This is a genomic window from Citrobacter amalonaticus (assembly GCF_001559075.2).
Taxonomy (GTDB): Bacteria; Pseudomonadota; Gammaproteobacteria; order Enterobacterales; family Enterobacteriaceae; genus Citrobacter_A; species Citrobacter_A amalonaticus_F.
This window is the reverse complement of sequence record NZ_CP014015.2, coordinates 1,527,107-1,553,704: the sequence shown is the minus strand read 5'-3', so window position 1 is coordinate 1,553,704 and position 26,598 is coordinate 1,527,107. Positions and strand designations below refer to the sequence as shown.

General features: G+C 55.4%; 22 protein-coding genes and 1 riboswitch. Of the genes, 10 read left to right on the top strand and 12 right to left on the bottom strand.

Annotated elements, in window-relative coordinates; translation table 11 throughout:
• Nucleotides 1–137 precede the first annotated feature (137 nt).
• Nucleotides 138–4,166, top strand: a complete 4,029-nt coding sequence (gene rpoB, locus AL479_RS07430; protein WP_042998970.1) for a DNA-directed RNA polymerase subunit beta — start codon at nucleotides 138–140, stop codon at nucleotides 4,164–4,166.
• A 76-nt stretch (nucleotides 4,167–4,242) separates the two neighbouring features.
• Nucleotides 4,243–8,466 (top strand): DNA-directed RNA polymerase subunit beta', encoded by a 4,224-nt coding sequence (gene rpoC, locus AL479_RS07425; RefSeq protein WP_042998971.1) that lies wholly within the window; start codon nucleotides 4,243–4,245, stop codon nucleotides 8,464–8,466.
• A 112-nt stretch (nucleotides 8,467–8,578) separates the two neighbouring features.
• Here the strand turns inward: rpoC and AL479_RS07420 are convergent, their stop codons facing one another.
• The 10 genes from AL479_RS07420 to AL479_RS07375 form a co-directional block, all read right to left on the bottom strand.
• On the bottom strand, nucleotides 8,579–8,896 hold the full coding sequence (locus tag AL479_RS07420; RefSeq protein ID WP_061075636.1) for a PTS lactose/cellobiose transporter subunit IIA: 318 nt from the start codon (nucleotides 8,894–8,896) through the stop codon (nucleotides 8,579–8,581).
• Nucleotide 8,897: 1 nt separating this feature from the next.
• Entirely contained in the window at nucleotides 8,898–9,206 is a 309-nt protein-coding gene (locus tag AL479_RS07415) for a PTS sugar transporter subunit IIB (RefSeq protein WP_061075635.1), read from the bottom strand.
• 181 nt (nucleotides 9,207–9,387) lie between these two features.
• Entirely contained in the window at nucleotides 9,388–10,926 is a 1,539-nt protein-coding gene (locus tag AL479_RS07410; RefSeq protein ID WP_061075634.1) for a sensor domain-containing diguanylate cyclase, read from the bottom strand.
• A 345-nt stretch (nucleotides 10,927–11,271) separates the two neighbouring features.
• The gene (thiH, locus tag AL479_RS07405) at nucleotides 11,272–12,405 is read right to left on the bottom strand and encodes a 2-iminoacetate synthase ThiH (RefSeq protein WP_061075633.1); all 1,134 of its coding nucleotides are present in this window, start codon (nucleotides 12,403–12,405) and stop codon (nucleotides 11,272–11,274) included.
• A complete protein-coding gene (gene thiG, locus AL479_RS07400; RefSeq protein WP_061077944.1) occupies nucleotides 12,402–13,172 on the bottom strand; it encodes a thiazole synthase in 771 nt (256 codons plus the stop codon). The genes thiH and thiG overlap by 4 nt, the downstream gene beginning before the upstream one ends.
• A 1-nt stretch (nucleotide 13,173) precedes the next feature.
• Complete coding sequence (thiS, locus tag AL479_RS07395; protein ID WP_105291731.1) at nucleotides 13,174–13,374, bottom strand: sulfur carrier protein ThiS; 201 nt, start codon at nucleotides 13,372–13,374, stop codon at nucleotides 13,174–13,176.
• Complete coding sequence (locus AL479_RS07390) at nucleotides 13,355–14,113, bottom strand: HesA/MoeB/ThiF family protein (RefSeq protein ID WP_061075632.1); 759 nt, start codon at nucleotides 14,111–14,113, stop codon at nucleotides 13,355–13,357. Before AL479_RS07390 ends, thiS begins: the two co-directional genes overlap by 20 nt.
• Nucleotides 14,106–14,741, bottom strand: a complete 636-nt coding sequence (gene thiE, locus AL479_RS07385) for a thiamine phosphate synthase (RefSeq protein WP_061075631.1) — start codon at nucleotides 14,739–14,741, stop codon at nucleotides 14,106–14,108. The genes AL479_RS07390 and thiE overlap by 8 nt, the downstream gene beginning before the upstream one ends.
• A complete protein-coding gene (gene thiC, locus AL479_RS07380; protein WP_061075630.1) occupies nucleotides 14,741–16,642 on the bottom strand; it encodes a phosphomethylpyrimidine synthase ThiC in 1,902 nt (633 codons plus the stop codon). The genes thiE and thiC overlap by 1 nt, the downstream gene beginning before the upstream one ends.
• Before the next feature lie 85 nt (nucleotides 16,643–16,727).
• A riboswitch (TPP riboswitch) is annotated at nucleotides 16,728–16,837 on the bottom strand.
• Nucleotides 16,838–16,887: 50 nt separating this feature from the next.
• Nucleotides 16,888–17,376, bottom strand: coding sequence for an Rsd/AlgQ family anti-sigma factor (locus tag AL479_RS07375; RefSeq protein ID WP_061075629.1), 489 nt, complete (start codon nucleotides 17,374–17,376; stop codon nucleotides 16,888–16,890).
• A 97-nt stretch (nucleotides 17,377–17,473) separates the two neighbouring features.
• Between AL479_RS07375 and nudC the strand changes: the two genes are divergently transcribed.
• The 6 genes from nudC (at nucleotide 17,474) to AL479_RS07345 (ending at nucleotide 21,833) form a co-directional block, all read left to right on the top strand.
• Entirely contained in the window at nucleotides 17,474–18,247 is a 774-nt protein-coding gene (nudC, locus tag AL479_RS07370; protein WP_061075628.1) for an NAD(+) diphosphatase, read from the top strand.
• 41 nt (nucleotides 18,248–18,288) lie between these two features.
• Nucleotides 18,289–19,353 (top strand): uroporphyrinogen decarboxylase, encoded by a 1,065-nt coding sequence (gene hemE / locus AL479_RS07365; protein ID WP_042326208.1) that lies wholly within the window; start codon nucleotides 18,289–18,291, stop codon nucleotides 19,351–19,353.
• Nucleotides 19,354–19,362: 9 nt separating this feature from the next.
• Nucleotides 19,363–20,034 carry a deoxyribonuclease V gene (gene nfi / locus AL479_RS07360; protein WP_061075627.1) on the top strand — a complete coding sequence of 224 codons (672 nt, stop codon included), beginning with the start codon at nucleotides 19,363–19,365 and terminating at the stop codon, nucleotides 20,032–20,034.
• Nucleotides 20,035–20,075: 41 nt separating this feature from the next.
• A complete protein-coding gene (locus tag AL479_RS07355) occupies nucleotides 20,076–20,666 on the top strand; it encodes a YjaG family protein (RefSeq protein WP_042998985.1) in 591 nt (196 codons plus the stop codon).
• Nucleotides 20,667–20,852: 186 nt separating this feature from the next.
• Nucleotides 20,853–21,125, top strand: coding sequence for a nucleoid-associated protein HU-alpha (hupA, locus tag AL479_RS07350; RefSeq protein ID WP_001044509.1), 273 nt, complete (start codon nucleotides 20,853–20,855; stop codon nucleotides 21,123–21,125).
• Nucleotides 21,126–21,137: 12 nt separating this feature from the next.
• Nucleotides 21,138–21,833, top strand: coding sequence for a DUF1481 domain-containing protein (locus AL479_RS07345; protein WP_061077943.1), 696 nt, complete (start codon nucleotides 21,138–21,140; stop codon nucleotides 21,831–21,833).
• A gap of 70 nt (nucleotides 21,834–21,903) precedes the next feature.
• On the opposite strand, the gene zraP is transcribed toward AL479_RS07345, so the two are convergent.
• Nucleotides 21,904–22,332, bottom strand: coding sequence for a zinc resistance sensor/chaperone ZraP (gene zraP, locus AL479_RS07340; protein ID WP_061077942.1), 429 nt, complete (start codon nucleotides 22,330–22,332; stop codon nucleotides 21,904–21,906).
• Nucleotides 22,333–22,582: 250 nt separating this feature from the next.
• On the opposite strand from zraP, the gene zraS reads away from it, so the two are divergent.
• Nucleotides 22,583–23,989, top strand: coding sequence for a two-component system sensor histidine kinase ZraS (zraS, locus tag AL479_RS07335; protein ID WP_061075626.1), 1,407 nt, complete (start codon nucleotides 22,583–22,585; stop codon nucleotides 23,987–23,989).
• Complete coding sequence (zraR, locus tag AL479_RS07330; RefSeq protein WP_061075625.1) at nucleotides 23,986–25,311, top strand: sigma-54-dependent response regulator transcription factor ZraR; 1,326 nt, start codon at nucleotides 23,986–23,988, stop codon at nucleotides 25,309–25,311. The genes zraS and zraR overlap by 4 nt, the downstream gene beginning before the upstream one ends.
• On the opposite strand, the gene purD is transcribed toward zraR, so the two are convergent.
• Nucleotides 25,308–26,597: a phosphoribosylamine--glycine ligase gene (gene purD / locus AL479_RS07325; RefSeq protein ID WP_061075624.1), complete on the bottom strand. Its 1,290-nt coding sequence runs from the start codon at nucleotides 26,595–26,597 to the stop codon at nucleotides 25,308–25,310. The two genes, zraR and purD, sit on opposite strands and share 4 nt — an antisense overlap.
• Nucleotide 26,598: the final 1 nt, after the last annotated feature.

Below are 26,598 nucleotides of genomic sequence, written 5' to 3'. Positions count from 1 at the left end.
TCGCAATGAAATGGTTTAAGCGTGATAGCAACAGGCATTGCGGAAAGTATTCGATTTTCCGGTCAACAAAATAGTGTTGCACAAACTGTCCGCTCAATGGACAGATGGGTCGACTTGTCAGCGAGCTGAGGAACCCTATGGTTTACTCCTATACCGAGAAAAAACGTATTCGTAAGGATTTTGGTAAACGTCCACAAGTTCTGGATGTGCCTTATCTCCTTTCTATCCAGCTTGACTCGTTTCAGAAGTTTATCGAGCAAGATCCTGAGGGGCAGTATGGTCTGGAAGCCGCCTTCCGTTCCGTATTCCCGATTCAGAGCTACAGCGGTAATTCCGAGCTGCAATACGTCAGCTACCGCCTTGGCGAACCGGTGTTTGACGTTCAGGAATGTCAGATCCGTGGCGTGACCTATTCCGCACCGCTGCGCGTAAAACTGCGTCTGGTGATCTACGAGCGCGAAGCGCCGGAAGGCACCGTTAAAGACATTAAAGAACAAGAAGTCTACATGGGCGAAATTCCGCTCATGACCGACAACGGTACCTTTGTTATCAATGGTACTGAGCGTGTTATCGTTTCTCAGTTGCACCGTAGCCCAGGCGTCTTCTTTGACTCCGACAAAGGCAAAACCCACTCTTCGGGTAAAGTGCTGTATAACGCGCGCATCATTCCTTACCGTGGTTCCTGGCTGGACTTCGAATTCGATCCGAAGGACAACCTGTTCGTACGTATCGACCGTCGCCGTAAACTGCCTGCGACCATTATTCTGCGTGCGCTGAACTACACTACTGAGCAGATCCTGGATCTGTTCTTCGAAAAAGTTATTTTCGAGATTCGCGACAACAAACTGCAGATGGAGCTGGTGCCTGAACGTCTGCGTGGTGAAACCGCCTCCTTCGATATCGAAGCGAACGGTAAAATCTACGTTGAAAAAGGCCGCCGCATCACTGCGCGTCACATCCGCCAACTGGAAAAAGACGATATCAAACATATCGAAGTTCCGGTTGAGTACATTGCGGGCAAAGTGGCTGCGAAAGATTACGTTGACGAATCCACTGGCGAGCTGATCTGCCCGGCGAATATGGAGCTGAGCCTGGATCTGCTGGCTAAGCTGAGCCAGTCTGGCCACAAACGTATCGAAACCCTGTTCACCAACGATCTGGACCACGGCCCGTACATTTCTGAAACCGTACGTGTCGACCCAACTAACGATCGTCTGAGCGCGCTGGTAGAAATCTACCGCATGATGCGCCCGGGTGAACCGCCGACACGTGAAGCAGCTGAAAGCCTGTTTGAGAACCTGTTCTTCTCTGAAGACCGTTATGACCTGTCTGCGGTCGGTCGTATGAAGTTCAACCGTTCTCTGCTGCGCGACGAAATCGAAGGTTCCGGTATCCTGAGCAAAGACGACATCATCGAAGTGATGAAGAAGCTCATCGATATCCGTAACGGTAAAGGCGAAGTCGATGATATCGACCACCTCGGCAACCGTCGTATCCGTTCCGTAGGCGAAATGGCGGAAAACCAGTTCCGCGTTGGCCTGGTACGTGTTGAGCGTGCGGTGAAAGAGCGTCTGTCTCTGGGCGATCTGGATACCCTGATGCCTCAGGACATGATCAACGCCAAACCGATTTCTGCGGCAGTGAAAGAGTTCTTCGGTTCCAGCCAGCTGTCTCAGTTTATGGACCAGAACAACCCGCTGTCTGAGATTACGCACAAACGTCGTATCTCTGCACTCGGCCCAGGCGGTCTGACGCGTGAACGCGCTGGCTTTGAAGTTCGAGACGTACACCCGACCCACTATGGTCGCGTATGTCCAATCGAAACGCCTGAAGGTCCGAACATCGGTCTGATCAACTCCCTGTCCGTGTACGCACAGACTAACGAATATGGCTTCCTCGAGACGCCGTATCGTCGCGTTGTTGATGGCGTTGTGACGGATGAGATTCATTACCTGTCTGCCATTGAAGAAGGTAACTTCGTTATCGCTCAGGCGAACTCCAACCTGGATGACGATGGCCACTTCGTAGAAGATCTGGTGACCTGCCGTAGTAAAGGCGAATCCAGCTTGTTCAGCCGCGACCAGGTTGACTACATGGACGTTTCCACCCAGCAGGTGGTTTCCGTCGGTGCGTCCCTGATCCCGTTCCTGGAACACGATGACGCCAACCGTGCATTGATGGGTGCGAACATGCAACGTCAGGCGGTTCCGACTCTGCGTGCTGATAAGCCGCTGGTAGGTACCGGTATGGAACGTGCTGTTGCCGTTGACTCCGGTGTCACTGCGGTGGCTAAACGTGGCGGTACCGTTCAGTACGTGGATGCTTCCCGTATCGTTATCAAAGTTAACGAAGACGAGATGTACCCGGGCGAAGCGGGTATCGACATCTACAACCTGACCAAATACACCCGTTCTAACCAGAACACCTGTATCAACCAGATGCCTTGCGTCTCTCTGGGTGAGCCGGTTGAACGTGGTGATGTACTGGCAGATGGTCCGTCTACCGATCTCGGTGAACTGGCACTCGGTCAGAACATGCGCGTCGCGTTCATGCCGTGGAACGGTTACAACTTCGAAGACTCCATCCTCGTATCCGAGCGTGTTGTCCAGGAAGACCGTTTCACCACCATCCACATTCAGGAACTGGCGTGCGTGTCCCGTGACACCAAGCTGGGGCCGGAAGAGATCACCGCTGATATCCCGAACGTGGGTGAAGCTGCGCTCTCCAAACTGGATGAATCCGGTATCGTTTACATCGGTGCGGAAGTGACCGGCGGCGACATTCTGGTGGGTAAGGTCACGCCGAAAGGTGAAACCCAGCTGACGCCAGAAGAAAAACTGCTGCGTGCGATCTTCGGTGAGAAAGCGTCTGACGTTAAAGACTCTTCTCTGCGCGTACCAAACGGTGTTTCCGGTACGGTTATCGACGTTCAGGTCTTTACTCGCGATGGCGTAGAAAAAGACAAACGTGCGCTGGAAATCGAAGAGATGCAGCTGAAGCAGGCGAAGAAAGACCTGTCTGAAGAACTGCAGATCCTCGAAGCTGGCCTGTTCAGCCGTATCTACGCTGTGCTGGTTGCCGGTGGCGTTGAAGCTGAGAAGCTCGACAAACTGCCTCGCGATCGCTGGCTGGAACTCGGCCTGACCGACGAAGAGAAACAAAATCAGCTGGAACAGCTGGCTGAGCAGTACGACGAACTGAAACACGAGTTCGAGAAAAAACTCGAAGCGAAACGCCGCAAAATCACCCAAGGCGACGATCTGGCACCGGGCGTGCTGAAGATTGTTAAGGTATACCTGGCCGTTAAACGCCGTATCCAGCCTGGTGACAAGATGGCAGGTCGTCACGGTAACAAGGGTGTTATCTCTAAGATCAACCCGATCGAAGATATGCCGCACGATGCTAACGGTACGCCGGTAGATATCGTACTGAACCCGCTGGGCGTACCGTCTCGTATGAACATCGGTCAGATTCTGGAAACCCACCTGGGTATGGCTGCGAAAGGTATCGGCGATAAGATCAACGCCATGCTGAAACAGCAGCAAGAAGTCGCGAAACTGCGCGAGTTCATCCAGCGTGCGTACGATCTGGGCGCTGACGTTCGTCAGAAAGTTGACCTGAATACCTTCAGCGATGAAGAAGTTCTGCGTCTGGCTGAAAACCTGCGCAAAGGTATGCCAATCGCAACGCCGGTGTTCGACGGTGCGAAAGAAGCGGAAATTAAAGAGCTGCTGAAACTGGGTGACCTGCCGACTTCCGGTCAGATCACGCTGTTCGACGGCCGTACGGGTGAGCAGTTCGAGCGTCCGGTAACCGTAGGTTACATGTACATGCTGAAACTGAACCACCTGGTCGACGATAAGATGCACGCTCGTTCCACCGGTTCCTACAGCCTGGTTACTCAGCAGCCGCTGGGTGGTAAGGCGCAGTTCGGTGGTCAGCGCTTCGGGGAGATGGAAGTGTGGGCGCTGGAAGCATACGGCGCGGCATACACCCTGCAGGAAATGCTCACCGTTAAGTCTGATGACGTGAACGGCCGTACTAAGATGTATAAGAACATCGTAGATGGCAACCATCAGATGGAACCGGGCATGCCGGAATCCTTCAACGTACTGTTGAAAGAGATTCGTTCGCTGGGTATCAACATCGAACTGGAAGACGAGTAATTCTCGCTCAAACAGGTCACTGCTGCCGGGATAATACCCGGCAGCGGAATGTGCTAACTCCGACGGGAGCAAATCCGTGAAAGACTTATTAAAGTTTCTGAAAGCGCAAACTAAAACCGAAGAGTTTGATGCGATCAAAATTGCTCTGGCTTCGCCAGACATGATCCGTTCATGGTCTTTCGGTGAAGTTAAGAAGCCGGAAACCATTAACTACCGTACGTTCAAACCTGAGCGTGACGGCCTTTTCTGCGCCCGTATCTTTGGGCCGGTAAAAGACTACGAGTGCCTGTGCGGTAAGTACAAGCGCCTGAAACACCGCGGTGTGATCTGTGAGAAGTGCGGCGTTGAAGTGACCCAGACTAAAGTACGCCGTGAGCGTATGGGCCACATCGAGCTGGCGTCCCCGACTGCTCACATCTGGTTCCTGAAATCTCTGCCGTCCCGTATCGGCCTGCTGCTCGATATGCCGCTGCGCGATATCGAACGCGTACTGTACTTCGAATCCTATGTGGTTATCGAAGGCGGTATGACCAATCTGGAACGCCAGCAGATCCTGACTGAAGAACAGTATCTGGATGCGCTGGAAGAGTTCGGTGACGAATTTGACGCGAAGATGGGTGCGGAAGCGATCCAGGCCCTGCTGAAAAGCATGGATCTGGAGCAAGAGTGTGAAACTCTGCGTGAAGAGCTGAACGAAACCAACTCCGAAACCAAACGTAAGAAGCTGACCAAGCGTATCAAGCTGCTGGAAGCGTTCGTGCAGTCTGGCAACAAGCCAGAGTGGATGATCCTGACCGTTCTGCCGGTTCTGCCGCCAGATCTGCGTCCGCTGGTGCCGCTGGATGGTGGTCGTTTCGCCACGTCGGATCTGAACGATCTGTATCGTCGCGTGATCAACCGTAACAACCGTCTGAAACGTCTGCTGGATCTGGCTGCGCCGGATATCATCGTACGCAACGAAAAACGTATGCTGCAGGAAGCGGTTGACGCCCTGCTGGATAACGGTCGTCGCGGTCGTGCGATCACCGGTTCTAACAAACGTCCTCTGAAATCTTTGGCCGATATGATCAAAGGTAAACAGGGTCGTTTCCGTCAGAACCTGCTCGGTAAGCGTGTTGACTACTCCGGTCGTTCTGTTATCACCGTAGGTCCATACCTGCGTCTGCATCAGTGCGGTCTGCCGAAGAAAATGGCACTGGAACTGTTCAAACCGTTCATCTACGGCAAACTGGAACTGCGTGGCCTCGCCACCACCATCAAAGCCGCGAAGAAAATGGTTGAGCGTGAAGAAGCTGTCGTTTGGGATATCCTGGATGAAGTGATCCGCGAACACCCGGTACTGCTGAACCGTGCGCCAACACTGCACCGTCTGGGTATCCAGGCCTTTGAACCGGTACTGATCGAAGGTAAAGCTATTCAGCTGCACCCGCTGGTTTGTGCGGCATACAACGCCGACTTCGATGGTGACCAGATGGCTGTTCACGTACCGCTGACGCTGGAAGCCCAGCTCGAAGCGCGTGCGCTGATGATGTCTACCAACAACATCCTGTCCCCGGCGAACGGCGAACCTATCATCGTTCCGTCTCAGGACGTTGTACTGGGTCTGTACTACATGACCCGTGACTGTGTTAACGCCAAAGGCGAAGGCATGGTGCTGACTGGCCCGAAAGAAGCTGAGCGTATTTATCGCGCTGGCCTGGCCTCTCTGCATGCGCGCGTTAAAGTGCGTATCACCGAATACGAAAAAGATGCTAACGGCGAATTCGTTGCGAAAACCAGCCTGATTGATACGACGGTAGGTCGTGCAATCCTGTGGATGATCGTACCGAAAGGTCTGCCTTTCTCCATCGTCAACCAGGCGCTGGGTAAGAAAGCCATCTCCAAAATGCTGAACACTTGCTACCGTATTCTGGGCCTGAAACCGACCGTTATTTTTGCGGACCAGACGATGTACACCGGCTTTGCTTATGCAGCGCGTTCAGGTGCATCTGTGGGTATCGATGACATGGTCATCCCGGAGAAAAAACACGAGATCATCTCTGAAGCGGAAGCGGAAGTTGCTGAGATCCAGGAACAGTTCCAGTCTGGTCTGGTCACCGCCGGCGAACGTTACAACAAAGTGATCGATATCTGGGCTGCGGCGAACGATCGTGTATCCAAAGCGATGATGGACAACCTGCAAACCGAAACCGTGATTAACCGTGACGGTCAGGAAGAGCAGCAGGTTTCCTTCAACAGCATCTACATGATGGCCGACTCCGGTGCGCGTGGTTCTGCTGCACAGATTCGTCAGCTGGCTGGTATGCGTGGTCTGATGGCGAAGCCGGATGGCTCCATCATCGAAACGCCAATCACCGCGAACTTCCGTGAAGGTCTGAACGTACTCCAGTACTTCATCTCCACGCACGGTGCTCGTAAAGGTCTGGCGGATACCGCACTGAAAACAGCGAACTCCGGTTATCTGACGCGTCGTCTGGTTGACGTAGCACAGGATCTGGTTGTGACCGAAGACGATTGTGGCACGCTGGAAGGTATCACCATGACCCCGGTTATCGAGGGTGGTGATGTTAAAGAGCCACTGCGCGATCGCGTTCTGGGTCGTGTAACGGCAGAAGACATTCTGAAGCCGGGTACGGCGGATATTCTGGTTCCGCGCAACACGCTGCTGCACGAACAGTGGTGTGATCTGCTGGAAGCAAACTCCGTTGACTCTGTGAAAGTTCGCTCGGTTGTATCCTGTGACACCGACTTTGGTGTATGTGCGCACTGCTACGGTCGTGACCTGGCGCGTGGCCACATCATTAACAAAGGTGAAGCTATCGGCGTTATCGCGGCACAGTCCATCGGTGAGCCGGGTACACAGCTGACGATGCGTACGTTCCACATCGGTGGTGCGGCATCTCGTGCGGCTGCTGAATCCAGCATCCAGGTGAAAAACAAAGGTAGCATCCGTCTGAGCAATGCGAAGTCGGTTGTGAACTCCAGCGGTAAACTGGTGATCACCTCCCGTAACACTGAGCTGAAACTGATCGACGAATTCGGTCGTACCAAAGAAAGCTATAAAGTGCCTTACGGCTCTGTGATGGCGAAAGGTGATGGTGAGCAGGTTGCCGGCGGTGAAACCGTTGCAAACTGGGATCCGCACACCATGCCGGTTATCACGGAAGTGAGTGGTTTTGTCCGCTTCACTGACATGATCGACGGCCAGACCATTACGCGTCAGACCGACGAGTTAACCGGTCTGTCTTCTCTGGTGGTTCTGGATTCCGCAGAACGTACTACCGGTGGTAAAGATCTGCGTCCTGCACTGAAAATCGTTGATGCTCAGGGTAACGACGTACTGATCCCGGGTACCGATATGCCTGCGCAGTACTTCCTGCCGGGTAAAGCGATTGTTCAGCTGGAAGATGGCGTACAGATCAGCTCCGGTGACACCCTGGCGCGTGTTCCGCAGGAATCCGGCGGTACCAAGGATATCACCGGTGGTCTGCCGCGCGTTGCGGACCTGTTCGAAGCACGTCGTCCGAAAGAGCCGGCAATCCTGGCTGAAATCAGCGGTATTATTTCCTTCGGTAAAGAAACCAAAGGGAAACGTCGTCTGGTTATCACCCCGGTAGACGGTAGCGATCCGTACGAAGAGATGATTCCGAAATGGCGTCAGCTCAACGTGTTCGAAGGTGAACGTGTAGAACGTGGTGACGTGGTTTCCGACGGTCCGGAAGCGCCGCACGACATTCTGCGTCTGCGTGGTGTTCATGCTGTAACTCGTTACATCGTTAACGAAGTTCAGGACGTATACCGTCTGCAGGGCGTTAAGATTAACGATAAGCACATCGAAGTTATCGTTCGTCAGATGCTGCGTAAAGCCACCATCGAAAGCGCAGGTAGCTCCGACTTCCTGGAAGGCGAACAGGTTGAATACTCCCGCGTCAAGATCGCTAACCGCGAACTGGAAGCGAACGGCAAAGTGGGCGCAACGTTCTCCCGCGATCTGCTGGGTATCACCAAAGCGTCTCTGGCAACCGAATCGTTCATCTCTGCCGCATCGTTCCAGGAGACCACGCGTGTCCTGACCGAAGCAGCCGTTGCGGGTAAACGCGACGAACTGCGTGGCCTGAAAGAGAACGTTATCGTAGGTCGTCTGATCCCGGCGGGTACCGGTTATGCGTACCACCAGGATCGTATGCGTCGCCGTGCTGCGGGTGAACTCCCGGCTGCACCGCAGGTGACTGCAGAAGACGCCTCTGCCAGCCTGGCAGAACTGCTGAACGCAGGTCTGGGTGGTTCTGACAACGAGTAATCGTTGACTGCCTGACAGTAAAAAACCCGCTTCGGCGGGTTTTTTTATACCTGATGGCGCTGCGCTTATCAGGCCTGGAGTATACGACCCGTAGGCCGGATAAGACGTTTGCTCAATTGACCGGCGGCAACCTGCGATACAGTTCAATCATGTCACCTGCCAGATCCTGAATCACCATCGCGTTCATCAGATGGTCCTGCGAGTGGACGGTGATCAAATTCACCGGCAGCTTACCGGTCCCTTCATCGATCCCGATCAGCTGCGTCTGGATTTTATGCGCCAGCTTGACGTAATCGCGTGACTCTTCCATCGCCTGTTCGGCACCGGCAAAGTCGCCTTTGCGGGCCAGTTGCAGGGCGGTCAATGCCTGGCTTCGTGCGGCTCCGGCGTTAACCAACAGTTCCATAATGATGGTTTCTAACTCTTCCATGTTATGGCTCCATCAGCTTCAGGGCTTTGTCCAGAACAGCATCGCCTTTCATCATGCCGTAATCCATCATGTCGATCACGGCGACTTTCTTACCGAGCGGATCGGCCAACGCCTGCAGTTTCGCCTGTTCATACTTGACCTGCGGGCCCAACAGGACGATGTCCGCCGTAGCAATATTCTCTTTAAACTCTGCGACAGGCACAGCCTTGATCGTCACGTCGATCCCTTTCTTCTGAGCGGCATCTTTCATTCGTTGTACCAGCATGCTGGTGGACATACCGGCGGCACAGCATAAAACGATATTCTTCATAGTTCGCTCTCACGGTTCCATTGATACTTCATCTTTAGTCTGAGCAAGTGATGAGAACAACCGCCTTACCGCGAATGTGTGTAAAGCATCACAAAGAAATCGCACAAATAATGAAACCGGTTGCGGTTTTTCTCAAAATGAAAAATAGCCCGTCGTAACGGGCGTTGCAGAGAAGAGGGGATTAGCGATTCGCGGCAATAATCCGGTTTTTTCCTTCCTGTTTGGCTTTGTATAGCGCTTCATCAACACGCATGATCAACTGTTCCTGCGCTTCCAGATTCCATTCTCCGAATCCGGCGCTAAAGGTGACGTGCAGACCCTCTTCACGCCATGAGCGCTGCGCGACCTCGATGCGCCAGCGTTCCAGTAGGGTATGCGCATTGTTTAATTGTTCACCCGAGAACAGTACGGCAAACTCCTCACCGCCATAGCGATAGACGGACACGGCGGCGGGTTGCATGATCTGAATCCCTTCGCGCGCGACGTTGCGCAGGACGATGTCGCCATTCAAATGTCCCCAGGTATCATTGATGGATTTAAAGTTATCAATATCCACCAGTGCCAGGGCGAACGGTTGGTGATCGTTCATCAGCGCGGCGATATCGCTGTCAAAAGCGCGGCGGTTTTTACAACCGGTCAGGGCATCAATGGTCGCCTGTCGGACGTAAGCCAGTTCGCGCTCCTTATTGGATTCGATAGCTTTGCTCAGCATTGCTTCAAGGCGCGGTGCGCGTTTCACGTCGCCGGTCTTGATTGCGTTGATGATATTCATCAGCACCGTGCGTGAGGCGTGGCGTAGATAGAGACCAAACAGCGCAATGATGATCGCTGCAAGGGCAAATCCCCAGGCCACAATGTTGGTTTCATGGCGTGTCAGGTCGACGAGTGTGGTATCTGAAACCCGATAAATCACAAACCAGTCCGGGTTGGTGAATGAATAGTAGTAGTACCAGTCCTGCGTATCCGGGTCGTACAGATGTCCTTCACCGCTGGTCATCCGGTTCATGGTTTTTTTACTGACATACTGTTTAAACAGCGCGCCCGTATCCGGATGCAATACCACTTTTCCATCACGGTCGACCACAAAGAACTCACCCTGGACGGGAGCCACCATCTGACGCAGTGCGTAACCCATTGACGTCAGATCAAGATGAAACGCAATCGTACCTTTCATTTTCCCTTCGGGAGAGATGACCGGTTTGTAGATCGTCACCGTTGGGTGGTGCGTAAAATAGTCAATATAGGGTGCGGTATAGTTGCTAAACGTACTGGCTTCAGCCTGATCCATAAACCAGGGGCGCGATTTCACGTCGAACGTTTTGCTGCGATCGGTGTTTTGCACCTGGGGCGCGCGCAGGTAATGGCCTTCTGTATCCACCAATGAGATCGAGGAGACTGACGGCATCAGCGTCTGCAATTGCATGATGGTTTTCAGACCCTGTTCCGGGTCAAGGTTTACCGTGTTGTTCAACTGGTCATCGCGAGAAAAGTAGGTCGCCGCCCGGCCAAGAATATAATCATTTTCGCGCAGCAAAGACTCGGTGTAGTTCACCGCCAGGTTATGGGTGAAGTTCCGATTAATGCCATGATAATCTTCAAGAAAATCATTCTTCTGCGTAAAGGTAATGAATATGGCGATCAACACAAAGCTGAGTATGATCCCCGTAAAGCTCACCAATATTGGAGTCGTGAATGAAAGTTTTCTGTTATGACCGGCCATTACTGTACTTATCCAGAAAGTGTAAATCCTGAAGAGAAGTGCGAAGTGAAGCCAGCAACGTGGCTCTGCATATCAGGAAAGAATGTAGGCAATTATAATCTCGCTGATATAAGTCGAGATGATTTATCTTAAGAAGTGTACACCCCAGTGGCCATTTTTGGCTGAAATTGGCGTTTTATCTCGCTGATTTCGGTGAAGGCAGGGCGAAACGAGGAAGAAGCTTTTCGCCCTGGACAGCGCTACGGCTGACAGTGATACGTTAAAAAAGTGAGAGGCTAGCGACAACCTCTCGTTTTCTCTCTTTCGTCGCGGCTCGTAAAAGAGTTACCGCCTTTGCAAGGCGGTTCATAGCCTTTGCGAAGCGCGCCCCAGATACGCATCCCAGTCCTTCCATACCGGCTGAAGCCCCTGCGCGGAAAGCGCATCGGCGACAGTTTCGGGACGGCGGTTGTCATGCGGCGCGAACTGTTCCAGTTCGGGGTGATCGTCCGCATATCCGCCAGGCTGGGTTTTCGAGAACGCGCTGACATTGTTAATCGCCAGCGGGATCACGTGGTCACGAAACCAGGGCGATTCCCGCGTAGACAACGACAACTCAATCTCCGGCGCCAGCAGACGGAACGCGCAAATGGTTTGTACCAGTTGACGCTCATCCATGATTGAGGCGGGCTCAATACCGCCAGCGCATGGGCGCAAGCGTGGGAACGAAATCGAGTAGCGGCTTTGCCAGTAATGCTGCTGAAGCCACAGCAGATGCTCAGCAACCATATAGCAATCCACCCGCCAGTTGTCGGAAAGACCAATCAGTGCCCCGAGGCCGATTTTGTCGATACCCGCGCGCCCCAGCCGGTCCGGGGTTTCCAGACGCCAGAAGAAATCCTGTTTTTTCCCCTTCAGATGGTGCTGGGCGTACATTGCTTCGTGATACGTCTCCTGATAGACCATCACTCCGTCGAGCCCCAGCGTTTTCAGTTCGGCATATTCCGCCTCGGCTAACGGCTGAACCTCCATCTGTAATGACGAAAACTGCTGGCGAATGGTGGGTAAGTGGCGACGGAAATAGTCCATCCCGACCTTTGCCTGATGCTCGCCGGTGACCAGCAGGAGATGCTCGAAACCCAACTCGCGGATCGCCGCGCATTCGCGGGCAATTTCCGCGTCATCCAGCGTTTTGCGCTTGATGCGGTTACTCATTGAAAAACCACAGTAGGTACAGTCGTTAGCGCACAGATTGGAGAGATACAGCGGGACGTAAAAGCTCACCGTATTGCCGAAGCGCTGGCGGGTTAGCTTCTGCGCCTGTTGTGCCAGCGGTTCAAGGTATGCGCTCGCGGCAGGTGACAGCAGTGCCATCATATCGTCGCGGCTGGGGTGGGGCGCATTTAGCGCCCGCTCAACGTCAGCAGACGTTTTGCTGTTGATGCGCAGGCGGATGTCGTCCCAGTCGAGTTGCTGCCAGCGATCGGTGAACGTTTTCATGCTGAAGCCTCCAGAAAACCGGTCAGCGGGCTGGTGGCCTGCGCCTGACGGCTGCGGCGACCCGGTCCAGCCTGACGCGCCAGAAGACCTGCGTCCACCGCCAGACGGAAAGCGCGGGCCATCATCACCGGATCGTCCGCCACGGCAATCGCCGTATTCACCAGCACCGCGTCCGCGCCCATTTCCAGCGCCTGCGTGGCGTGGCTGGGCACGCCGATTCCGGCATCCACCACCACCGGAACGGTGGACTGCTGGATAATGATCTCCAGCATGGCCCGGGTTTCCAGCCCCTGATTAGAGCCAATCGGCGCGCCGAGCGGCATTACCGCTGCACAGCCCACCTCTTCCAGCCGTTTGCACAGTACCGGATCCGCACCGCAGTAAGGCAGCACCACAAATCCTTGTTTTACCAGCGCCTCGGCAGCTTTCAGCGTTTCAATGGGATCCGGCAATAACCAGCGCGCATCGGGGTGAATTTCCAGCTTCAGCCAATGGGTACCGAGCGCCTCGCGCGCTAGTTGTGCGGCAAAGATTGCCTCTTCCGCCGTTTTCGCCCCGGACGTGTTGGGCAGCAACGTGACGCCCGCGTCGATAAGGGGAGCCAGGATGGCGTCATTATGCTGGCGTAAATCCACACGCTTCATGGCCAGCGTCACCAGTTGGCTACCGGAGGCGCGGATCGCGTCAATCATTAATGCTGGTGATGCAAACTTACCCGTACCCGTGAACAGATGCGAATCAAACGTTTTATCTGCAATACGTAACATGTCAACCCCCCGCGATAACCTGAAAAAGCAGGATCTGGTCGCCTTCCTGCACGATGTGCTGCTCCCACTGCTCGCGGGGCAGGATCTGTTGATTCAGCGCCAGTGCGGCGCCGGGTTTTAACTGATTCAATTGAATCAGCAGCGTATGCACGGAGAGTCCCTCTGCACACTGCATTGGCTCATCATTGAACTGTATTCGCATGTCGCCCTCCACACACCGGACACCCGCTGGCGCGGTGTAATGCCAGGCTGCGCCACTGACTGGTTTTGCCGTCAAACAGGCGCAGTTCGCCGCCGGGTATCTCCATACCGCTGAGCAGTTTGATCGCTTCCAGCGCCTGCAGGGTCCCCATCACCCCGACGACGGGACCGACAACGCCCGCCGTACGACAGTTGCGCTCGGGTTCTGCGTCGTCTGGCCATAAGCAGCGATAGCAGCCTTGCGTCCACGGCGGCGTCAACACCATCAACTGGCCGCCAAAACCGACCGCGCTGGCGGTAATCAGCGGGGTATCAAGCGCCACGCAGGCGGCGTTAATTTCCTGACGCGTCGCCATGTTGTCGGTGCAGTCGAGCACGACATCCGCTTGCGCTACCGCATGTCTGAGCGCCTCTCCACTCAGACGCTGCGTCAGTGAGAGCAGTTCGATATCCGGATTGAGTCGTGCCAACCGCTGCTGTGCAACCTGCGATTTAGCGCGGGCAATATCATCCGTGGTGAACAGGATCTGCCGTTGCAGATTGCTGAGGTGAACGTCATCGTCGTCAGCCAGCACCAGCGTGCCGACACCGGCGCCTGCCAGATACAGCGCGGCCGGTGAGCCTAATCCGCCCAGCCCGACGATCAGCACACGGCTGGCAAGCAGCTTTTGCTGACCGTCAATAGCGATATCGCCCAGCAGGATCTGACGGCTATAGCGCATAAAGTCACGATCATTCATCGCCTGCTCCTGCTATTGCCAGCAACTGCGCGGTGGCTGCTCGCCAGTCTTCGGCCTGGGTAATGGCGCTGACCACCGCAATACTCCCTACGCCAGTCGCCAGCACTGCGGGCGCGCGCTCCAGGCTGATCCCGCCAATGGCGACGGTTGGGTAATCGTTCAGGCGATTGATATGCCGCGCGAGTTGCTCCAGTCCCTGCGGCGCAGACGGCATCTGCTTAGTCTGCGTCGGGAAGACATGGCCCAGCGCGATGTAGGAGGGACGTGCCGCCAGCGCCACGTCGATCTCCATATCGTCGTGCGTCGAGACGCCCAGGCGTAATCCTGCCGCCTGAATCGCCTTCAGATCGGTGGTTTCCAGATCTTCCTGACCCAGATGCACGCCATATGCACGGTGTTTGATCGCCAGCCGCCAGTAATCGTTAATAAACAGACGGGCGTTGTATTTCCGCCCCAGTTCGATAGCGGCAACCACATCGGCTTCCACCTCTTCATCGCGCTTATCTTTGATGCGCAGCTGAAGCGTCTGCACGCCAGCGTCGAGCAGACGCGCGATCCACGCCACGCTGTCGACAACCGGATAGAGGCCCAGGCGAAAAGGAACTGTCGGGAAATCAGGTTGAACCATCAGGCTTTCTCCCGTTTGAGGTAGATTTCTCCGCCTTTGGCGCGGAAGTTTTCTGACATATCTGCCATTCCCACTTCGATCGTCTGGGCGGCGGCGTAGTCACGAACCTCCTGGCTGATTTTCATTGAGCAGAATTTCGGGCCGCACATGGAGCAGAAGTGCGCCACTTTGCCGGATTCCTGGGGCAGGGTTTCGTCGTGGTAGGCGCGGGCGGTGAACGGGTCGAGCGCCAGATTAAACTGGTCTTCCCAGCGGAATTCAAAGCGCGCTTTCGACATCGCGTTATCACGGATTTGCGCCCCCGGATGCCCTTTCGCCAGGTCGGCGGCATGGGCGGCAATCTTGTAGGTAATCAGCCCCTGTTTGACATCTTCTTTGTTCGGCAGCCCGAGGTGCTCTTTCGGCGTGACGTAGCAGAGCATCGCGCAGCCAAACCAGCCGATCATCGCCGCGCCAATCCCTGAGGTAAAATGGTCGTAACCCGGTGCGATATCGGTGGTTAGTGGGCCTAAGGTGTAGAATGGCGCTTCGTGACAGTGCTCCAGCTCTTCGGTCATATTGCGACGGATCATCTGCATCGGCACGTGGCCCGGGCCTTCAATCATCACCTGCACATCGTATTCCCAGGCGATCTTCGTCAGTTCCCCCAGCGTATGCAGCTCCGAGAATTGCGCCTCGTCGTTGGCGTCCTGAAGGGAACCCGGACGCAGGCCATCGCCAAGCGACAGCGATACGTCATAGGCGGCGCAGATTTCACAAATCTCGCGGAAGTGCTGGTAGAGGAAGTTCTCTTTGTGATGAGAGAGACACCATTTCGCCATAATGGATCCCCCGCGCGAGACAATCCCTGTCAGACGTTTCGCGGTCATCGGCACATAGCGCAGCAGCACCCCGGCATGGATGGTGAAGTAGTCCACCCCCTGTTCGGCCTGCTCCAGCAGCGTATCGCGGAAGGCTTCCCAGGTCAGATCTTCGGCGATCCCGTTGACCTTCTCCAGCGCCTGGTAGATCGGTACGGTGCCGATCGGCACCGGACTGTTACGCAGGATCCACTCACGGGTTTCGTGAATATAGCGACCGGTGGAGAGGTCCATTACGGTGTCCGCTCCCCAGCGCGTTGACCACACCAGTTTCTCCACTTCTTCTTCAATGGAGGAGGTGACGGCGGAATTACCGATGTTGGCATTCACTTTTACCAGGAAGTTACGGCCAATAATCATGGGCTCAGATTCCGGGTGGTTGATGTTGGCAGGGATGATCGCCCGTCCGGCGGCCACTTCATCACGCACAAATTCCGGCGTGATGTTCTCCGGCAGGCGTGCGCCAAATCCTTCGCCCGGATGCTGCTGGCGTAACACTTCACTGCAGATGCGTTCACGGCCCATGTTTTCACGAATGGCGATAAATTCCATTTCCGGGGTGACGATCCCCTGGCGGGCGTAGTGCAACTGAGTCACGCATTTACCCGCTTTGGCGCGTTTTGGCGTCAGCAAGCCGGTGAAGCGCAGCTCGTCCAGACCGTCGTCGGCCAGGCGTGCTTTGGTGTATGCTGAGCTCCGATCGGTCAGCACCTCGCTGTCGTGACGGGCGTCAATCCACGGTTGGCGCAGCTTCGCCAGACCCTGCTGAACGTTGATCGCCACCTCGGGATCGCCGTAGGGACCGGACGTGTCGTACACCGGAATCGCTTCGTTTTCTTCAAACTGCGGCTCCGCTTTGCTGCCGCCGATGAGCGTCGGGCTAAGCTGGATCTCTCGCATCGGAATGCGGATATCGCTCGTCGAGCCGGTGATGTAGATGCGTCTGGAGTTCGGGAAAGCGGTGCCTTCCAGCGTATCGATAAAGTGTTGTGCTTGCGCGCGCTGTTCGCGGCGGGACAATTTAGGGGTAGTTGCAGACATAGCTCATTCCAAAAAAGTAAGGAGATGGCTTGTCAGACGACGGAGGAGTAATAGGTGTGCGCCGCCCGTTAAGGCTTACGCATAAAGCAGAATTACTCTTGTTCCCTTCGCAGGTTTTAACCTGATCAGGTTCCGCGGATCCCGAATTAACGGTCTCAGCCGGTGTTTTCACACCAGGCACTCCGACAAGATGTAACCTCTGATAAGAGGCAATAGGGGTAAATTACGCGTTATGTGCGCCGAACTCAAGCAGGACGTTTAATGACCGCATTGTCATGCATGGCGTCAAAGACCAGCATGATCAGCTTATCTTCCAGCGCAAATCGGGCTTCCAGCGCTTCGCCGAGATCGGATAAAACCTGTTGAAACTCCAGGCAGTTATCGTGATCAATCGCCGTTTCCAGGCTGGAGTCATAGTAGTCCATGATGCGTTGTGTGTTAGCTTCCAGTAGCGGCCAAATTTTTGTCGCTTTTAAAAGCTGCCCGTTACCTTCCAATTTATGCAGAATACGTTCATAAATACTGAAGTGTCCGGTGGAAAGGTAGTCGACCAGGCTCTGACAAAAATCATCCAGCGCTTTTTCATTCAGCCGCATGTACGATTCTTTGCCAGGCTTAATGCCAACCAGATTGTAGTAAGCCACGAGCAGATGCTTACGTATATGTAGCCAGCGATCAACCAGTTTGTTACTTCCTCTGACGCGCTCTGTCAGGTCTTCCAGCTGGTTTAGCATGATTGACTCCGCAAGTGTAGATTTAAAAACTGCTCACGCAGGAATTGTAAAAATAATGTTATCAACATGCCAGTGAAGCAAAGGTAGTGCAAGAGCTATGGATCGTATTATTGAAAAATTAGATCACGGCTGGTGGATCGTCAGCCATGAGCAAAAATTATGGTTGCCTCATGGCGAATTGCCACACGGCGACGCGGCAAATTTCGATCTTGTCGGGCAGCCAGCGCTGCAAATCGGAGAGTGGGAAGGGGAGCCAGTCTGGCTGGTGCTACAGCATCGGCGTCACGAGATGGGATCGGTTCGTCAGGTGCTCGATCAGGATGCGGGGCTGTTTCAACTGGCGGGTCGCGGTGTGCAACTGGCGGAGTTTTATCGATCGCATAAGTTCTGCGGCTACTGCGGGCACCCGATGCAGCCGAGTAAAACCGAGTGGGCGATGCTCTGTACCCACTGCCGGGAACGTTACTATCCGCAAATCGCCCCCTGCATTATCGTCGCCATTCGCCGTGAGGATTCGATCCTGCTTGCCCAACACGTTCGCCATCGCAACGGCGTACATACCGTACTTGCCGGATTTGTTGAGGTGGGTGAAACCCTGGAACAGGCGGTGGCGCGTGAGGTGATGGAAGAGAGCGGCATTAAAATTAAAAACCTGCGCTATATCACCTCGCAGCCGTGGCCTTTCCCGATGTCGCTGATGACCGCGTTTATGGCGGAGTATGACAGCGGCGAGATCGTCATCGACCCGAAAGAGCTGCTGGAGGCTAACTGGTATCGCTACGATGATCTACCGCTCCTGCCGCCGCCAGGCACCGTCGCACGGCGTCTGATCGAAGATACCGTGGCAATGTGTCGGGCTGAGTATGAATGACATGATACACTGACGGCCTGACGCAATAAGGAACTGCAAAAATGACCGAACTGAAGAACGATCGTTATCTGCGTGCGCTGCTGCGCCAGCCCGTTGATGTCACCCCGGTATGGATGATGCGCCAGGCGGGCCGCTATTTACCGGAATATAAAGCCACCCGCGCAGAGGCGGGCGATTTTATGTCGCTATGCAAAAATGCCGAGCTGGCCTGTGAAGTGACGCTCCAGCCGCTGCGCCGTTATCCGCTTGATGCGGCGATCCTCTTCTCGGATATCCTGACCATTCCGGATGCGATGGGGCTGGGGCTCTATTTTGAAGCCGGCGAAGGTCCGCGTTTCACCGCTCCGGTGGCTTGCAAAGCCGATGTCGACAAACTGCCGGTTCCCGATCCGGAAGATGAACTGGGCTACGTGATGAATGCGGTACGCACGATTCGTCGCGAGCTAAAAGGCGACGTGCCGCTGATTGGCTTCTCCGGCAGTCCGTGGACGCTGGCGACCTACATGGTGGAAGGCGGAAGCAGTAAAGCCTTTACCGTGATTAAAAAGATGATGTATGCCGACCCGAAAACGCTGCATGCGCTGCTTGATAAGCTGGCGAAGAGCGTCACGCTGTATCTCAATGCTCAAATCAAGGCGGGCGCACAGTCGGTGATGATTTTCGACACCTGGGGCGGCGTGCTGACCGGGCGCGATTATCAGCAGTTCTCGCTGTATTACATGCACAAAATCGTCGATGGCCTGCTGCGTGAAAACGACGGTCGCCGCGTGCCGGTGACGCTATTTACCAAAGGTGGCGGACAGTGGCTGGAAGCCATGGCGGAAACCGGCTGCGATGCGCTCGGACTCGACTGGACCACCGATATTGCCGATGCCCGTCGTCGTGTGGGGCATAAAGTGGCCTTGCAGGGCAACATGGATCCATCGATGCTCTATGCGCCTGCGGCGCGTATCGAAGAAGAAGTGGCGACGATCCTCTCCGGTTTCGGACAGGGCGAGGGCCATGTTTTTAACCTCGGCCACGGCATTCATCAGGATGTGCCGCCAGAGCATGCTGGCGTCTTTGTTGAGGCGGTTCACCGCTTATCTGCGCAGTATCATAAGTAGAGCGTCAGTATGGATCTCGCATCGCTACGTGCTCAGCAGCGTGAACTGGCCTCATCGGTGATCCGTGCGGATCGTTTCGATAACGATCCGCCGGAACTGATCGCCGGTGCCGACGTCGGGTTTGAGCAAGGTGGTGAGGTAACGCGAGCCGCGATCGTGCTGCTGAAATATCCCTCGCTGGAATTGGTCGAATACCAGGTGGCGCGGATCGCCACCACCATGCCTTATATCCCCGGCTTTCTCTCATTTCGCGAGTATCCCGCGCTGTTGGCCGCGTGGACACAATTGTCACAAAAACCGGGTTTAGTGTTTGTGGATGGACACGGTATCTCACACCCGCGTCGTCTCGGCGTGGCCAGCCACTTTGGGCTGCTGGTGGATGTGCCCACCATTGGCGTGGCGAAAAAGCGTCTGTGTGGCACGTTTGGGCCCCTTGGTGATGAACCCGGCGCACTGGCGCCGCTGATGGACAAAGATGAACAACTGGCATGGGTCTGGCGCAGCAAAGCGCGCTGTAATCCGCTGTTTATCGCTACGGGCCATCGTGTCGGGTTGGACAGCGCTCTGGCGTGGGTGCAGCGCTGTATGAAAGGCTACCGCCTGCCGGAGCCAACCCGCTGGGCGGATGCGGTGGCATCTGAACGTCCGGCGTTTATGCGATGGCAGGAAATTCAGCCCTGATTGCGGTACACTGCCGCTAATTTCTGATTCGAGAATTCATCATGTTACAAAACCCGATTCATCTGCGTCTGGAACGTCTGGAAAGCTGGCAGCACGTCACGTTTATGGCCTGCCTGTGTGAGCGCATGTACCCGAACTATGCCATGTTCTGCCAACAGACCGGGTTTGGCGACGGACAAGTGTACCGCCGTATTCTGGACCTGATCTGGGAAACGCTGACGGTCAAAGACGCGAAAGTGAATTTCGACAGCCAACTGGAGAAGTTTGAAGAAGCGATTCCGGCGGCAGACGATTATGACCTGTATGGGGTTTATCCGGCCATTGATGCCTGCGTGGCGTTAAGCGAGCTGGTTCATTCCCGTTTGAGCGGTGAGACGCTGGAACACGCCATTGAAGTCAGCAAGACGTCCATAACCACGGTTGCGATGCTGGAAATGACCCAGGCAGGTCGAGAAATGAGCGATGAAGAGCTCAAAGATAACCCGGCGGTGGAGCAAGAGTGGGATATTCAGTGGGAAATATTCCGACTTTTAGCTGACTGCGAAGAACGCGACATTGAGCTGATAAAAGGGCTTAGAGCAGACCTGCGTGAGGCTGGCGAGAGCAATATCGGTATAAATTTGCAGCAGTAAGACACGAAAACGTGATTTAACTTCTGAATTGTCGTACCTGAAGGCTTCCCTTCCGCCCCCCGTCTGGTCTACATTTGGAGGGCGAAAAAAAGTGGCTATCGGTGCGTGTATGCAGGAGAGTGCTTTTCTGGCATTTCCGTCGCACTCGATGCTTAGCAAGCGATAAACACATTGTAAGGATAACTTATGAACAAGACTCAACTGATTGATGTAATTGCAGACAAAGCAGAACTGTCCAAAACCCAGGCTAAAGCTGCTCTGGAATCCACTCTGGCTGCTATTACTGAGTCTCTGAAAGAAGGCGATGCTGTACAACTGGTTGGTTTCGGTACCTTCAAAGTGAACCACCGTGCTGAGCGCACTGGCCGCAACCCGCAGACCGGTAAAGAAATCAAAATCGCCGCAGCTAACGTACCGGCGTTTGTTTCTGGTAAAGCACTGAAAGACGCAGTTAAGTAAGACCGCGTGGCTGTGAACAGTTTTAATGAAGGGGCGGCTTCGCCCCTTTCGTCTGTCTGGCGTCGTACGTTGACGTTAGCAGGCGTGCTGTTGCTGACGGCCTGTAGCCATAACGCCTCTCTTCCGCCGTTTACCGCCAGTGGGTTTGCTGACAACCAGGGGGCGGTGCGTATCTGGCGTAAAGATGCGTCAGATGGAGTCCATATGCTTTCGGTGTTTAGTCCGTGGCGTAATGGCAGTACCACAACCAGCGAGTATCGCTGGCAGGGTGATTCCCTTTCACTGATAGAACTCAATATTTATGGCGAACCGCCGGAGCATATCCGCGTGCGTTTTGACGATCGCGGCGAGCTAAGCTTTATGCAGCGCGAAGTCGATGGCCATAAACAGCAGTTGTCGAACGACCAAATCGAATTGTACCGTTATCGTGCCGAGCAGATCCGCCAGACCAGCGATGCATTGCGACAGGGGCGGGTGGTCTTGCGTCAGGGACGCTGGCATGCCGCTGAACGTACGGTTACCACCTGCGAAGGCGAGACGATTAAACCGGATTTAGATGCCTGGGCGATGGGTCACATTGAGCGCCGCCAGAGCCGTTCATCTGTTGACGTCAGCGTGGCATGGCTGGAGGCGCCCGAAGGGTCACAGCTTCTGCTGGTGGCGAATTCCGACTTCTGTCACTGGCAGCCAAAAGAAAAAACGTTTTGATGGGTGCCGGATGGCGGCCTACACCAGACATTCTGTAGGCCTGATAAGCGTAGCGCCATCAGGCAAAACATTACCAGCGCCCCATATGACCGCCGCCACCGCATCCGCCGTAACCCATCCCCATACCGCCAGGGACACCGGCCTGAGCCATGGCAACATCCCGTTTCACCCGCTGTTCATCCAGTGACTGTCTTAAGGTTTCCATCTCTTTCGCCACCGCATTGATTTTGGCGGTATCCGGCGGATTCGTCGCTAACAGCGCGTTGTATTCATAGCGTTTGGACATCAGTTGCTGGCGTAAGGCGTTAGTCTGGTTGTAAAAGTCATTATGGATTTTTTGCGCGGCAGCCTGCTGCTCTGCGCTCAGTCCACTGCCATTCTGTTGCCACATGCCGCCGCCGTTCCCCCAGTGATGTCGCGCCAGTGCGGGGCTGGAGCCCAGCACCATCAAAGAGAGGGCGATCAGCGCCAGGCCTGCTTTTTTCGTGTTCCGTTTCATCATTTATCCTCCTGTGGGTGGTCTTATCTTCCGTATTGCATCTTCCGTGCCAGACCGATTTTTCCCGCCCGGTGTGGGTTCTGGCGACGCGCAGGCTGGCAAAGCGAGTAAAAATGACTCGCCGGAAGGATGCAGTGGGTCATTTTTACCCGGCGGTGTCGGCAGTTTGTGTGGCAAGACCGGGATACGGGCTGTAAAAAGTGGCATGATTTCTGCTGAAGCAAAAAAGGGATTGAGTCACTCAGAGCTGATGAGAATGATGCGAGAACATAAGGATACGGTAGCCCGATGGTTGAGCGGGGTGCTACCCGCCATCATCCTGATTCTGGTTGGGCTATTTGCCGTGATGGTAATCCGCGATTACGGGCGTGAAAGTGACGCAGCGCGGCAGACGCTGCTGGAAAAAGGTAGTGTGCTGATCCGTGCGCTGGAGTCGGGGACGCGCGTCGGGATGGGCATGCGGATGCATCATGCTCAGCAGCAAACGCTGCTCGAAGAGATGGCGGGGCAGCCTGGCGTACTGTGGTTTGCCGTGACGGATGCGCAGGGCAACGTTGTCATGCACAGCGATCCTGCCCTGGTCGGGAAAACGCTCTACTCGCCGGCAGAGATGCAAACATTACATCCGGGAGAAGAGGCGCGCTGGCGTGCGCTTGACGCGACGGATGCGCAGGGGGAAACCGTTCCGGCGCTGGAGATCTATCGTCAGTTCCAGCCACTGTTTTTCCCGGGACGACACGGGATGCGCGGGATGTCGCGTGGCAATGGCGGAATGCCGGGTTCTGCCCATCAGGCTATTTTTATCGCCTTTGATGCCAGTGAGTTGGCCGTGACGCAGGCGCGTGAGTGGCGCAATACGCTGATTATGCTTTTCGCACTGACCACCGTATTGCTGGCGACCCTCCTGACATTCTTCTGGTACCGGCGATACCTGCGTTCTCGCCAGCTGTTGCAGGATGAGATGAACCGTAAAGAGAGGCTGGTGGCGCTCGGGCATCTGGCGGCAGGCGTCGCGCACGAGATTCGTAATCCGCTGTCTTCCATCAAAGGGCTGGCGAAGTACTTTGCTGAACGCGCGCCGGCGGGCGGTGAAGCGCATGAACTGGCGCAGGTGATGGCGAAAGAGGCCGATCGTTTAAACCGGGTGGTAAGCGAGCTGCTGGAACTGGTAAAGCCTGCGCACTTGTCTTTGCAGTCGGTGGATCTGAATGCGGTGATTGGCCACTCTCTGCAACTGGTCAGCCAGGACGCGCAGAGTCGGGCGATAGATCTGCAATTTGTGTCTGACCCTGCGCTACCGCCCATTCAGGCCGACCCGGACCGGCTGACCCAAGTGTTGCTGAATCTTTATCTGAACGCGATTCATGCCATCGATCGGCAGGGGACCATCCGCGTTGAGGCAAGCACAAGCGGAGCCGATCGCGTTAAAATCACCGTTGCAGACAGTGGGAAAGGGATTGCGGCGGAACAGCTGGCCGCCATTTTCACCCCTTATTTCACGACTAAAGCGGACGGTACGGGGCTGGGGCTGGCGGTGGTACAGAACATCATTGAACAACATGGCGGGACGATTCAGGCGAATAGCTTGCCAGGAAAGGGCGCAACGTTCACCCTCTGGCTCCCGGTGACGTTAACACGTAAGGATTCACAAGGATGATTCGCGCAAAGATCGACATTCTGGTGGTGGATGACGACGTCAGCCACTGCACTATTTTACAGGCATTACTGCGAGGATGGGGCTATGACGTCGCGCTGGCCTACAGCGGGCGAGCCGCACTCGAGCAGGTGCGTGAACACGTCTTTGACCTCGTGCTGTGCGATGTACGCATGGCGGAGATGGACGGCATCGAAACGCTGAAAGAGATCAAAGCGCTGAACCCGGCCATTCCGGTGCTGATCATGACCGCGTTTTCCAGCGTGGAGACGGCGGTAGAGGCGCTAAAAACCGGTGCGCTGGATTACTTAATCAAACCGCTGGATTTTGACAATCTGCAAACGACGCTGGAAAACGCGCTGGCGCATACGCGAACGCCCGCCAGCGAGCTGCCGTCAGTTTCCGCCTCGCAGTTTGGGATGGTTGGCAAAAGCCCGGCGATGCAGCAACTGCTGAGTGAAATTGCGATGGTTGCGCCTTCCGATGCGACGGTGCTGATTCATGGTGATTCCGGCACCGGGAAAGAGCTGGTGGCGCGCGCGCTGCATGCCAGCAGCGCGCGGAGCGACAAGCCGCTGGTGACGCTGAACTGCGCGGCGCTCAACGAGTCACTACTGGAATCTGAGCTGTTCGGCCATGAAAAAGGCGCATTTACCGGTGCCGACAAGCGCCGGGAAGGGCGCTTTGTCGAAGCCGATGGCGGCACGCTGTTTCTTGATGAGATTGGTGATATCTCGCCGATGATGCAGGTGCGGTTGCTGCGGGCGATTCAGGAACGCGAAGTCCAGCGCGTGGGCAGCAACCAGACGATCTCGGTCGATGTCCGGCTGATCGCCGCGACTCATCGCGATCTGGCGGAAGAGGTGAAGGTTGGGCGCTTTCGTCAGGATCTGTACTATCGCCTGAATGTGGTGACCATTGAAACGCCCGCGCTGCGTCAGCGGCGGGAAGATATCCCCCTGTTGGCAGACCACTTTCGCCAGCGGTTTGCCGAACGCAACCGTAAGGCGGTGAAAGGGTTTACCCCGCGGGCGATGGATTTGCTGATTCACTACGACTGGCCGGGGAATATCCGCGAACTGGAAAATGCGATTGAGCGTTCAGTGGTCCTGCTGACCGGAGAGTATATTTCTGAGCGCGAGCTGCCGCTGGCGATCGCGAGTCAGCCGTTGCCGCTCATGACTGAACAGACCATTCAGCCGCTGGTGGAAGTCGAAAAAGAGGTGATTCTGGCGGCGCTGGAAAAAACGGGCGGCAACAAAACGGAAGCCGCCCGTCAGCTAGGGATTACGCGAAAGACGCTGCTCGCGAAACTGTCACGTTAGTTCTGCTCACGCTCGATGGCGCGCCAGCCGATGTCTTTACGGCAGAAACAGTCGTCCCAGTGGATATCGGTCATTAAGGCATAGGCGCGTTTCTGCGCCTCTGCCACCGTATTACCCAGCGCAGTGACGCACAGCACGCGACCCCCGCTGGTGACGACCTGCTCGTCATTGGTCAGTTGGGTGCCGGCGTGGAACACTTTACCGTCTGCTACTTCTTCCAGCGGCAGACCGTGGATCACGTCACCCGTGCGATAATCGCCAGGATAACCGCCCGCTGCCATCACCACACCAAGCGAGGCGCGCTCGTCCCACTCTGATTTTTGCTCATCCAGTTTGCCTTCGCAGGCAGCAAGGCAAAGCTCGACCAGATCGGATTTCATGCGCAGCATGATGGGCTGCGTTTCCGGATCGCCAAAACGGCAGTTAAATTCGATCACCTTCGGGTTGCCCTGCTTGTCGATCATCAGACCGGCATACAGGAAACCGGTATAGGTGTTACCTTCTGCCGCCATGCCTTTGACGGTTGGCCAGATGATGCGTTCCATCGTGCGCTGGTGGACGTCATCCGTCACCACCGGTGCCGGAGAATAGGCGCCCATCCCGCCGGTGTTCAGGCCGGTATCACCATCGCCTACGCGCTTATGATCCTGGCTGGTCGCCATCGGCAAGATGTGCTCGCCGTCGACCATTACAATAAAGCTGGCTTCTTCGCCGTCGAGGAACTCTTCAATTACGATGCGATGACCCGCGTCGCCAAACGCATTGCCAGCCAGCATGTCATGTACGGCGGCTTCGGCTTCTTCCAGCGTCATTGCAACAATCACACCCTTACCGGCAGCCAGACCGTCAGCCTTGATGACGATCGGCGCGCCTTTCTCACGCAGATAAGCGAGGGCCGGTTCGATCTCCGTAAAGTTCTGATATTCGGCTGTCGGGATCTGGTGACGCGCAAGGAAATCCTTGGTGAACGCTTTGGAACCTTCCAGTTGTGCCGCGCCTGCGGTTGGGCCGAAGATTTTCAGGCCCGCCGCACGGAAGGTATCGACTACACCTTTCACCAGCGGCGCTTCCGGGCCGACGATCGTCAGGTCGATCTTTTCACTCAGGGCAAAGTTCAGCAGCGCCGGAATATCGGTTGCGCCGATCGCGACGTTTTGCAGCGTCGGTTCCAGCGCGGTACCAGCGTTACCCGGTGCAACAAATACGGTTGCCACTGTTGGTGACTGAGCGGCTTTCCACGCCAGAGCGTGCTCGCGCCCGCCGTTTCCGATAACTAATACTTTCATG